The sequence below is a fragment of the Chryseobacterium sp. B21-037 genome (assembly GCF_028570785.1).
GTDB classification, from domain to species: domain Bacteria; phylum Bacteroidota; class Bacteroidia; order Flavobacteriales; family Weeksellaceae; genus Chryseobacterium; species Chryseobacterium proteolyticum.
The window spans coordinates 1,899,120-1,911,501 of sequence record NZ_JALGCB010000001.1 but is presented as its reverse complement, the minus strand read 5'-3'; the positions used below and the strand labels follow the sequence as shown (position 1 = coordinate 1,911,501).

Annotated in this window: 6 protein-coding genes; all 6 read left to right on the top strand. The window is 33.3% G+C overall.

The features are described 5' to 3' along the window. The first annotated feature begins 2 nt into the window (after positions 1–2). Entirely contained in the window at positions 3–2,384 is a 2,382-nt protein-coding gene (locus tag MTQ00_RS08445) for a TonB-dependent receptor domain-containing protein (protein ID WP_273648445.1), read from the top strand. Between the two features lie 20 nt (positions 2,385–2,404). Further along, positions 2,405–3,625, top strand: a complete 1,221-nt coding sequence (locus MTQ00_RS08440) for a glycosyltransferase (RefSeq protein ID WP_273648444.1) — start codon at positions 2,405–2,407, stop codon at positions 3,623–3,625. Positions 3,626–3,642: 17 nt separating this feature from the next. After that, positions 3,643–4,365 carry a thioesterase II family protein gene (locus MTQ00_RS08435; protein WP_273648443.1) on the top strand — a complete coding sequence of 241 codons (723 nt, stop codon included), beginning with the start codon at positions 3,643–3,645 and terminating at the stop codon, positions 4,363–4,365. Next, a complete protein-coding gene (locus tag MTQ00_RS08430) occupies positions 4,346–5,962 on the top strand; it encodes a cyclic peptide export ABC transporter (protein ID WP_273648442.1) in 1,617 nt (538 codons plus the stop codon). Before MTQ00_RS08435 ends, MTQ00_RS08430 begins: the two co-directional genes overlap by 20 nt. Before the next feature lie 12 nt (positions 5,963–5,974). Beyond that, entirely contained in the window at positions 5,975–10,381 is a 4,407-nt protein-coding gene (locus MTQ00_RS08425; protein WP_273648441.1) for an amino acid adenylation domain-containing protein, read from the top strand. A 63-nt stretch (positions 10,382–10,444) separates the two neighbouring features. Beyond that, the gene (locus tag MTQ00_RS08420; RefSeq protein ID WP_273648440.1) at positions 10,445–12,379 is read left to right on the top strand and encodes an alpha/beta fold hydrolase; all 1,935 of its coding nucleotides are present in this window, start codon (positions 10,445–10,447) and stop codon (positions 12,377–12,379) included. Positions 12,380–12,382 lie beyond the last annotated feature (3 nt).

The window sequence follows — 12,382 nt, the reverse complement described above, 5'->3', positions numbered from 1 at the left end:
TTATGAAAAACGTTAAACTACTACATCTTTTAATTTTACTATTTCCTGTTCTACTTTATTCGCAATATAAAATAGAAGGAAGGGTATTAAACAAAGAAAAAGAACCTGTAAAAAATGCAGAACTTCTTTTTAAAACTACTCCTTCAAATAATAACAGGAAAGTAATGACAAATGATGGAGGAAACTTTAGTATAGAGCTCATAAAAGGTAAATACATACTGACCGTTAAAAACTCCGAGTATACCTCTTTTGAAAAAGAAATAATCATTAATTCGGATACTAAATTGGCTGACATAGAGTTGGTAACCGTATCTAAATTAATAGAAGAGGTTAAACTGACTTCTTCACCCAAAATGATCACCCATAAACTGGACAGGACCGTGTTTAATGTTGAAAACAATGCTCTTGCGAACAAGGGGAATATTTTCGAGACGATGAAATCTGTACCGGGGCTTGTTTTGAAAAATGATCAGATATCAATGCTTGGAAGGGACGCTGTTAAAGTAATGATTGACGGGAGAATGATCAATTTAAGCGGAGATGATTTGAAAAACTTTTTAAAATCTATACCAAGCGAAAACATTAAATCTGTAGAAGTCATTAGTAACCCATCAGCCAGGTATGAAGCCGAAGGAAACAGTGGAATTGTGAATCTTGTTCTTAAAAAGACCAAAAAGAATTCATGGAATAACAATACTACTTTGACAACTGATGTTGCAAAAACAAAATATATCTTACAGACGGTAAATAACAATTTTACCTATCAGAAGAATAAACTCAGTTTTTTACTCAACACGGGATATAGCTACGGTGACACCTTTACAAAACAGATGTCGGATATTTTCTTTTCGGATCCCTATTTCTTAACGACGGAGCAAAAGTGGAATTATAATCAGTTCTCCGGGAGGTTTTTGATAGATTATGACATAATGCCCAAAACAAAGATTGGATTACAGTATCTGGGAGGAGTATACAACAATTACGTTGACGATAATGTAAATACAGCTGTAGTTAACAACGCAAACGTGCCTCTTTATTTTCTGAAAGGAGATGGACATATCCGTGATAAAAATAATAATCACTCATTGAACCTTCATTTGGAACAGAAGTTAGATACCCTGGGAAAAAAGTTAAATATAGACTTGGATTATCTTAGCTATGTAACAGATAGGAATAATACCATCCTTTCCAATCAATATAATCCGGATTACAGTTTTGAGGGAATTAATTTCTTTAATAGAGGGATTTCAAACCAGGATATTAATAATTATAGTTTAAAATTTGATATTGAACATCCCGGAAAATTCATGAATCTTAACTATGGAGGTAAAGTAGGATTTACAGGAACCAATTATTTACTCAATAATTATGATCTTACTTCCAATAATACTCTAACTCAATCAGATCAGTTCAAATATGATGAAGCGATTCAGGCTCTCTATTTTAATGCAACAAAGAAGTTTTCTGATAAATGGGAGGGACAAATAGGATTGAGAACAGAATATACACAGACCAAAGGACATTCTGTCATCTTAGATCAGACTGATTATAATAAGTATTTGAAATTATTTCCGTCAGTATTTATCAAAAATACAATTAATGAAAATAATAGCTTATTATTAAACTATTCCAGAAGGATACAAAGACCATCTTATGGGCAGCTAAACCCGGCAAGATCCTATATCAACAGCCAGATTTCTTCTATGGGTAATCCATATCTGAAGCCATCTTATGTAGATAATATTGAACTTTCCCATACTTATAAGAGCCTGACTTCCAAATTGGCTTTTAATGTAAATTCAAATGCATATAATGTGTTCTTTAAAATGAATGATGAAACTAAAGAGCAGATCGTAACCTTTGATAATTATTTTAAAAGTTATGGCTATTCTTTATCGGAAACGTATGAATTTAATGCCCTTGCATGGTGGAAAAGTTATGTTACTCTTTTCCTGAATTATTCCCAGTCAAAAAAGACCCAGGATATTAATCTAGTTTTGAGGAACGGATTTGAGTTTTTTGGAGCCCTTAATAATTCATTGACTCTTAATCAATCAAAAACCTTGACCCTGGATATCAATTACTGGTACGGATCATCATCTAATCAAAATTTGTTTCATTACTCTGATGCCAATTCATTAGATATGGCTCTTTCTTACAAGACGCCCTATAAAGGATTAAATCTAAGCATTGCAGCGTACGATATATTTAATTCCAGTCCACGGACCATGCTGTCGGAAATTAACGGGATCGCACAGACTTATAAATCGTTCGCCAATAATAGATTCTTTAGATTTTCCATCAACTATAGTTTTGGAAATGATAAAATTTCCAAAGGAGAAAGAGCACTTGGAAATGAAAGTGAAAGAGAGAGAAGCAGATAACCATAAAAAACAATAACCTTATGAAAAAAATATTGGTTTATACGGATGCATTTAGAGGAAATATAATTCCTACGCTGGGAATCAGTGAAAAACTTCATCAGATGGGGGCCCATGTTCATTATATCGGTGTACCTGATGTGACAGAAATAATATCCGGGACATCATTTCCATACACATCTATTTTTGGGGATTATTATCCGAAAGGCAGCAAATATGAGTCTGGTAAAATCAATGCGGATGTTATTCGTACAATTATCGATGGTGGTCTTGATGAGCTGATGCAGGATTTTAATCCGTCAGCTATTCTTTTTACAGCCTATAATCCAATAGAAGCAGCCACTTTCTATTTGAAATATAAGATAAAAACATTCCTGGTATATTGCCACTTTCCTGTTGATAACGATTTCAGTAAAACATCATTTACAGAAAAGGTAAAAGAATGGAGCATCAATATGCTTATGGATGATGCCAACCTGGAATCTACTAATCTTCTGATTAATTACCTTATCGATAAAGGATATGCAATGAATTCTCTGAACGATGTTTTATGTGTTTTTGAAAACTTCTATAATGTAGTACCTGCCTCAAAAGAATTCTTAATAGAAAATGCAGTGGTTAATGGAAATGATATGTATGTAGGACCTTGTATCCCTGAGCAGAATATATTTCATTTACATTATGATATGGATAATCTTGAAAATGAGATTTCTAAACAGAAGAAATCTGGAAAAAAGTTGGTTTATTGTTCATTAGGTTCATGGGCCGAACAAATTGATAACGAAAAAGCACAATACATTACGCAAACACTTATCGATAGTTTTCGACAGGAATCTATGGAAGATTATATCCTTAATATATCGGTCGGAAACTTATTTGATAACTATAAATCTCAGGCTTCAGATAGCATAAGAATTCACCATTGGCTTCCTCAGGTGGCCATGCTTCAACATTCAGACCTTGCCATCATACATGGCGGAATGGGGGGGGTTAAAGAATGCATCATGCATGAAATTCCGATGGCTGTTATTCCATTAGGGCTTGATCAGTTTGAAAATGCAGATAGGGTAGCTGCCCACCAATTAGGAATAAAAATAGAAACTCATTCGATAAATAATTCAGGAATCATTTCAGCAATCAACAAGCTTCAGAATGATACCATTATAAAAGATAGTTTATCTAAAATGAAATCCAGTTTTGAAAAAGCATCGCAAGATGATGCATGGACAAAGTTTAACCCCTAAACACCAACCCCTAAATAATGAATAAACAGCTTTTTTTGCTACATTTTGCAGGCGGAAATAAATATTCTTACAATTTTTTACAAAAAACAATAACCTCCGACGTCGAATTTATTCCTATAGAACTGCCGGGTAGAGGAGAAAGATTTAGAGAAAGTTTAATAACCGGAAAAAAAGAAGCAATTGATGACCTTTTTCTGCAGATAAAAAAAAAGAGGAACGGTTCTCCTTTTATCGTATTAGGACATAGTATGGGAGCCTTGCTTGGCCTTTCTGTTACCCGGATGCTTGAAGAAGATCATGATTTCCCGGAGTTTTTAATGGTATTAGGAAATCCGGGGCCTTTAAAAAATCATAAAATTCCTATCAGATACAATTTAGATGATGATACTTTCAAAAAAAGAATATCAGAGATGGGTGGAATTCCAATCGAAATCCTTGAAAACCACGATGCATTTTCTTTTTTCGCTAAAATCATGAGGGCTGATTTCGAATGCATAGAAAAAGAACAGTGTTTTGAAAATGATGTCGTCATTAAAACACCCATTTATGCGATGATGGGCAGCGAAGAATCACTCAATACAAAAATTGAAAATTGGAGAGGATTTACAGAGTCTCAATTTCATCATTCAATATTGCCTGGAAATCACTTTTTTATTCATGATAACGGACCAGAAATAGGAAAACTCATTAACCATTGTTTTAAATTAAAAGAATCAAATTATGTTAAAAATAAAATCTAAACACATCATCTTAATATCTGTATATGCGGTTATAAGCAGTTTACTGAGTTTTGCTATTATTTATATAATAAACAATACACTGTCTAATCAGCTTTCGGCAAGCAGCTATATTTATATAACCTTTTTTGCTTTTGTTGTCTATGCTTATTTATTAAGTATCTTTTTTCAGAGAGAGCTCAATAAAATAACCTTTGAATTGCTTTCCCAATTAGAAAAGAAATTATTCCAGAAAATACTGGATACACCATTGATAAAAATCGAGAAATTAGGAACTCAGAGGTTTTATACAGCTGTGGAAGATACAAGAACATTTTATTCACTGCCGGCTGTGGTAACTGCAGCATTCTCCTCTTTACTGATGGTAATATTATGCCTTTTCTATCTCGTCAAATTATCTCCGGTATCTGCGGTAATTATTCTTGTTGCGATTTTGATAATTGCTGGAATCTATTATTTAGTAATGAATTCCTTATCAAAGTCGATAGAAAAGGTGAAAAAATATAATGAGCATTATTTCGGGTATGTACAGGACGTGATCAGTGGTTTTAAAGAATTAATGATCAGTGATAAAAGAAGAAAGAAACTGCTTGAAAACTATGTATATGAAAACAGGACTGCATCCTATGCGTTGGATTTTAAAATTAGTTTTTCCTTTTTATCAATAGGGCTTATCAGTCAGTATGGGATGTACATTATAATGGGTATTATTCTTTTTATATTACCTGAATTAGGATGGCTGAAAAGAGAATTTGTAATTCCATATGTACTGGTTTTATTATTTATTGCTGGTCCTATTAATAACCTGATCAATCTTCAGGATGTGGTCACCAGACTGTTTGTAGCGAACAAACGTCTTGAAACATTTTATGAGGATTTTAAAAATGAAAAGATTGTTAATGTACATAATAAAGAACTGGCTGCCGACTTTTCAAAATTAAATTTTAGGAATATTCATTTTAACTATAAAAATGATAATGCAGATGCTAATTTTGAGTTAGGGCCTATCAACCTTGAAATTAACAAAGGAGAAGTTATCTTTATTGTAGGAGGAAACGGAAGCGGTAAAAGTACTTTTATCAATATTCTTTCAGGTTTGTATGTTCCTGACCAGGGGGATATTTTTTTTGACGGTGAAAAAATAAATTCAGAGAAGGAAATCCAGAATCTTATTTCTGCTGTATTTACCAGCAATCACCTCTTTTCACAAAATTATGATGATTATATACTGGAAAATAATCCAAAATATAAAATATTACTTGAAACATTTAAACTTGAAAATATCGTAAAAGACGATTCAGAAGAATCTGCCAGAAGAAGTTTTTCAAAAGGTCAAAGCAAAAGGATGGCGTTGATATTTGCTTTATTGGAAGACAAACCGATCGTAGTACTGGACGAGTGGGCGGCAGATCAGGATCCGTATTTCAGAAAATATTTCTATGAAGAATTGATTCCCAAATTGAAATCACAAGGTAAAACCATCATTGCTGTTACTCATGACGATAGATATTTCCATTACTGTGATAAGCTTTTGAAATTTGATTACGGTAAAATCGTGAAAGAAGATATTCCTGCAAATTTTCAAAATGCTTACTTTTAATACCATAGGTTTATGAAACTGACACTTCCCCAACTGGATGTTTTCTTTGAACAACTGCTGTATCCCGATACTCCGATCTATAATATAGGGGCCAAAATAGAAATTAAAGGTGAAATTCAGATTGAAACTTTTAAGAAGGCCTATCGTGAGATGATCAATCAGCACGATGCCTATCGAAGTTTTTTCAGACAATCTGAAGATGAGGTAAAAAAGCATATAAAAGAAGAAGAACCAAGACATTTGGAATGGATCGATTTTTCAAATGAAACTGATGCTGTGAGTAGCGCTGAACACTTTATGGAGAGGGAGTTTTTAATACCTTTCAATGTGTTGGAAGATGATTGTCTGTATCGATTTGTTCTTATCAAATGCAGTAATGTTCACTATTACCTTTTCTCAGTATACCATCACATCATCACAGATGGATGGGGAACCTCTCTTATGTTCCAGAGATTGATTAAAAATTATAATGACATCCTGAAATTTGATATGGTTCAAGACCAATACCCTTACGAATATAGTACGTTTGTAACTCACGATCTGGCTTATCAGGATTCCGATGAATTTTATAAAGATAAGCAGTATTGGGCTGAAAGATATTCAACACTACCTCCGGTTGTTTTTAACAGGAAAGATAATAAAGAATACGCTGTTCATGAAAGCGACAGGAAAGAACTAATAGTTCGCAGGGAAGATTATAACAAACTCATAGAATTGGGTAAAAAGCATAATTTCTCTACATTTCACGGATTTTTAGGGTTGTTTTTCTTGTATTTTGGAAGAATTAATCAGAGTGATGATCTAGCTATTGGAATTCCTGTGCTGAACAGAAACACCAAAGTCTTCAAAAAAACAGTTGGATTATTTATGGGAGTTTCACCCTTAAGGATGAGACTGGATTATCAGGCTAATTTGTTGGATCTGATCAATAGTACAAAAAAGCAACTGATGTCCGACTACAGGCATCAAAGATATCCGTTGGGAAAAATTGTAAGTGACCTGAAACTTTTTAATGAAAAAAATAAGCTTTTTAATATTACCCTATCTTACGAGAAACATAATTATGCTGATCACTTTGAAGGTACTCAAACTACAGTGATTCCGCTTACCAATAAATCTGAGAGGTCTGCTTTAGCCTTGTTTGTAAGGGAATTCGATGATAATGAGGATATTAAAATAGATTTTGATTACAATACCGATTATTTTGATGACCAATCTATTGAACAGTGCGTACGACATATTCACTATATGATCGTTAACATCGAAACATTAGCAGCTGAACCTCTGTATAAAATTTCATTTTTGTCTGAGGAAGAAAAAGAAAGTCTCTTCTTATTTAATGAAAGATTCTCATCTAAAGATGAAAATCAAGACCACAATAAAACATTCCTTGATCTATTCAATGAGAAGACTTTAGAATTTCCTGATAAAGTTGCAATTGCCGATGAAAACTTTTCTTTATCCTACACTGAGACTAATAAGATCTCTACACAGATAGCTGATTACCTTCTCCATCATCATAACGATGAAAAGACGGTTGCTGTTTTATTGAACCGGTCGGCTTATATGATTTGTGTTTTGCTGGGAATAATGAAAGCGGGGAAGGCTTATATACCTCTCGATCCTGAATTTCCTGTACAAAGATTGCAGTATATTTTACAGGATAGTAAGGCGCAGCTTTTAATATCTGAAGAAAATATTTCTCTTAATCTTACTGATATCGAGAGTATTTTAGTTTCAGATATTGTAAACAAAAGTCTTTGCAATAAAGAAGTATATGTTACTCCAACAGATACTGCATATATTATTTATACATCGGGATCTACAGGAAACCCTAAAGGGGTTGAAATTGGGCATGCTTCATTGTTAAACCTGTTAGAAAGTATAAGTGAAAAGCCGGGAATCGACGATCAAGACACAATGTATTCAGTAACTACTTATTCTTTTGATATTTCTATTCTGGAGTTTTTTACCCCTCTGATTAATGGTGCCACACTATACATTGCCAGTGAAAAGACCTTGAGAGATCCAGTGGCTACAATACAGGAAATTGTCGAGGTGAAACCCTCTGTTATTCAGGCGACCCCAAGTTTTTTCAAAAGACTTCTTAGTGTAGGCTGGGAACCAGATTCGGAATTAAAAATAATGTGTGGTGGTGATTTGATCAATAATGATCTTATTGAGGAATTGCTTGCATCATGCAAAGAACTTTGGAATATGTATGGACCCACAGAAACTACGATCTGGTCCTCAACAAAAAAGATTGAATCCGGAACGTTGCCTCAGAATATTGGTCAACCTATTAAAGAAACTTCTTTCTATATTTTAGATACAGATTTAAATTTACTTCCGGTAAATACTGTTGGTGATATTTATATTGGAGGTAAGGGGATTGCCAAAGGATATTATAATAATGAAGACTTGTCCCTTGAAAGGTTTATAAAAAATCCTTTCAGGAAGGAAGAATTAATGTATAAAACAGGTGATGTAGGCAAATGGAATGAACAAGGTGAAATCTTGTTCTTCGGAAGAAGTGATAACCAGGTTAAGGTAAAAGGATATAGAATAGAGTTAGGAGATATTGAAAACCATCTGAATACGGTGGAGAATATTGAAGATTCTGTTGTAGTGGCTAAAGAAGTGGAGGGCGAAAATCAACTGATAGCATACTTGAAAACTCATGCACCAATTGAGATCTCTTCTCTATATGAGAAATTGCATGAAAAGCTCCCCTATTATATGGTTCCCCAATTTATTTTTCCAATAGAGGAATTTCCCCTAACTCCCAATCAGAAAATAGACAGGAAATCTCTTTCAATGAAAGACTTTCCTTCTGAAGAACCTGCTACAATCCAGATCATTAAAGATGCAGAAATGATGCAGGAATTAAAGGATGTATGGCGGGAAATCTTAAACTATAAGAAAGATATTGAAGATAAAGACAATTTTTTTGAACTGGGAGGCCATTCTTTATTGATTTCCAGACTAGTGAATGTGTTAAACAAGAAGTTTTCTGTCCATCTGACTATGAAGGACGTATTTGAAAATCCTGATTTATCTTCTTTATGTCATACTATTTTAAAGAAAAATGACAGGAACAGTTTGATCTTAAAAGCACCAGATCAGGATCTATATTTGGCAACACCTACACAAAAGAATATCTGGTTGGCCTGCCAGAGAAAAGAAGTTTCTCCTTCGTATAATATGTTGATGGAGTTCGATGTAGCCGGAACCATTAATGTTGTAACATTTGAAAAAGCAGTCAGACAAATAATATCTGCTTCTGAAATTGTAAGAACAAATTTTATTCTGGAGGATGAAGCTGTGATTCAGAAAATCCACTCTTCTGAAGATATTCATTTTGCATTAGAAATTAATGAGGTTGCAAACGAATCCGGATACAGGAAAGCTATTGATGACTATAAAGGCTATTGTTTTGATCTTGAAAAAGAATTATTACTCAAAATGATGATTTTGAAAGTCAGGGGAAAGTACAAAGTTATTTTCCTTGTTCATCACATTATTTTTGATGGAATATCAACAGGAATATTTATAAAACAATTGATATCTCTTTATAATAATCATTCAAATCAAACAGCGGAACTGCGGCCTGAGATTCAGTTCCGGGATTATTCAAATTGGTATTACCAGAATGCAGATCTTGAAAAGAATGACATTTTTTGGAAAAACTATACAAAAGGATATCCATATGAAGCTTTTGTAAAAAAAGAAACTGTAACTGCTGATTCGTATCAAGGGAATATATTTACAATTCCTCTGGATCTGGAAGTAACACAAGGATTATCTGATTTAGCAAAAAAGATGAAAACAACACCTTATCTGCTTATGTTAACATCTTTGTTGATATTTTTACGTAATATTTCCGGGAAGACAGATATCTGTATTGCTACAATAGATTCAGGAAGGTCTGTACCTCAGGTACAATCGCTTTTAGGTGTTTTCATTAAAAGTCTCTTAGTACGGGTAACATTCGGAGAAGAAGAATTAGGTGAAGTGCTTCATAAAGTGACTCAAGAATTTTTAAAAGTCACAAAATATGAAGAAGTTTCAGACCATTCTTTCGTGAAAAATAATATTGATATACTTTTTGTAACCCAAGATCCTGAATTAAGTTATAATACAATAAGTGATTTTGCGGACTTTTCTTTACAAAATGTTTCGCAGGATACCACCTACAATAAATTCCCGCTTATCATGAATATCATTAATGAACCGCAAGGCATTCAGCTTGAGATAAGCTATAACAAAAGTCTGTATAAAGAACATATCATTGCAGATTTTTCACAGGCCTACACAGATTTTGTGAAATACCTGTCAACATTGAGATCTGAAGCTGAGCTTGGGTATAAGGATTTTTTCCACAGCAATAATCCGGTAGACATTGATTTTGACTTTTAAAGTTCGAACATGTTGATACAGTGACTCTATAAATAATAAAAAAATAAAAATTAATAATTCTATATGAAGACCCAGAAAGTAATTTTTTTACTACTCATGATGTTATCCTCATTTTTGTTCGCTCAGAAATGGGAATACACAATTACAAAAACAAAACCATTTTTTGACGTTGAAAACCTCAAAGATGATCAATCGGTTGAATGGGGATACCTCTCAGTTCCTGAAAACTGGATCGCTCCGTCAAGCAAAATAAAAATAGCATATGTTGTTTTAAAGAAGAAAAAACAATCCATTCAGAAACCTCTGTTATATATAGAAGGGGGGCCAGGACAATCAGGCATAGGTGCATTCGGGTATTTTAGGAACCATCCATTGAGGGATTACTCAGATATTGTATTGGTGGATGCAAGGGGAGTCGGGAACTCTTTACCGAAATTATGCCCGGAACTTGGAACGGAAATATTTAATATTTTATCTTCAAACGAATCTTCAACAGCAGATGAAAAAAACAGGTCATTTGCCGCAATGAACTGTAAAAATGAACTCATAAGAAAAGGCATTGACCCAGCTAACTATAGCAGTATCAATATTGCCAATGATCTTCATGCGCTTAAAAAGGCTTTACATTATGACAAATGGAATGTACTTGGAGTTTCATATGGGACCTATATTTCGCAGGTATATGCGAACTCATTTCCTGAAGATTTCAATAAAATGATTCTGGATTCTCCGGTTGATAATATCTCTGAATATTACAATAAAATCAACGATCATTATGTGAAAGAACTAAACCTATTTTTTGCAAAATGTAAGCAAAATCCGGCTGTAAATAAAAAATTCCCAAATCTTGAAAAGACCTATTATGAAGTAATAGAAGATCTGGCTAAAAATCCATTAACGGTAGGAGTTCCTAAAGATCTTCTGGAAAAAGGTAGCTTTACTTTTAATAGCGAAGATTTTAAAATTGTAATTCACCAGGCTTTATACACGAAGCAATTAATAGAGGTATTACCCGTTATCATTACCTTATTTCATAAAAGAGATGCCGAAACACTCAGCTCAATTGTAGGTGTATTTTCTGGTGTTTTTAAAGCATTGGACTTTGGGACCTATTATAGTATGGTACTTAATGATGCGGTTCCTTATAATTCATTGAAGTATTATGATGAGGATGCAGCGAATTATCCCGGATTAAAAGGGGGATTATCATTTTACAGAGCCGACTTTCTTGTGAGCAGCCAGTGGAATAATAATAAACAGGTTCCGCAAAATATATTAGACTATGGAAAGATGTCTAAAATTCCAACGATGATCATAGGAGGAGAATTTGACCCCATTACTCCTGTTTCAAATGCACAATCTCTGGCAGGATTACTGAATGCCCAACTGATCATCTTCAAAAATGAAGGTCATGCTCTCTTATTTGGAAAAGAAGGAAGTGATTTTATCAATAATTTCATCAATGATAAAATGCCTTTAAATTCAGGAAGTACACGAGTTATTAATTCTCCGGAAGTGAGGTTTATCACAGATATTCATATTAACTCAGGGATTACCAAATTAGCCATGTTATTATTTGGTGGTTTTGATATCTTGAAAGTTGCTCCGTTGATTCTGGCTTATGGAATTTTATTAGTTGCTATTATTTTCTTTTCTGTAAGTATATGGAAAAGACGAAATGTAGACAAGCTGATCATGAAAACTTTCTACATAATACTAATTATTAATTGTATGATAGGAATAGTACTTATGGCAGGGCTTATCTATGCAATAGTTTATTCTAATAATACTAATTTTTTTATATGTGCTTTTGGTATTCCCGAAAAGTTTGTCAATTTATTTTATTTGTTAAAAGTATATATGATCGTATCCGGGTTATCATTTATATTATTTTTTGTGACCTACAGACGACTTAGATACAAAATCATTGTCATTTCAGTACTATTTTCATTTATTTTAATACTTTCCTATTTCTACTACTGGGGGTTCTTTAGTTAATAT

Excerpts from the sequence above, each read along its gene's own strand:
- MTQ00_RS08445 (WP_273648445.1), top strand. The coding sequence starts at position 3 with ATGAAAAACGTTAAACTACTACATCTTTTAATTTTACTATTTCCTGTT.
- MTQ00_RS08440 (WP_273648444.1), top strand. The coding sequence starts at position 2,405 with ATGAAAAAAATATTGGTTTATACGGATGCATTTAGAGGAAATATAATT.
- MTQ00_RS08435 (WP_273648443.1), top strand. The coding sequence starts at position 3,643 with ATGAATAAACAGCTTTTTTTGCTACATTTTGCAGGCGGAAATAAATAT.
- MTQ00_RS08430 (WP_273648442.1), top strand. The coding sequence starts at position 4,346 with ATGTTAAAAATAAAATCTAAACACATCATCTTAATATCTGTATATGCG.
- MTQ00_RS08425 (WP_273648441.1), top strand. The coding sequence starts at position 5,975 with ATGAAACTGACACTTCCCCAACTGGATGTTTTCTTTGAACAACTGCTG.
- MTQ00_RS08420 (WP_273648440.1), top strand. The coding sequence starts at position 10,445 with ATGAAGACCCAGAAAGTAATTTTTTTACTACTCATGATGTTATCCTCA.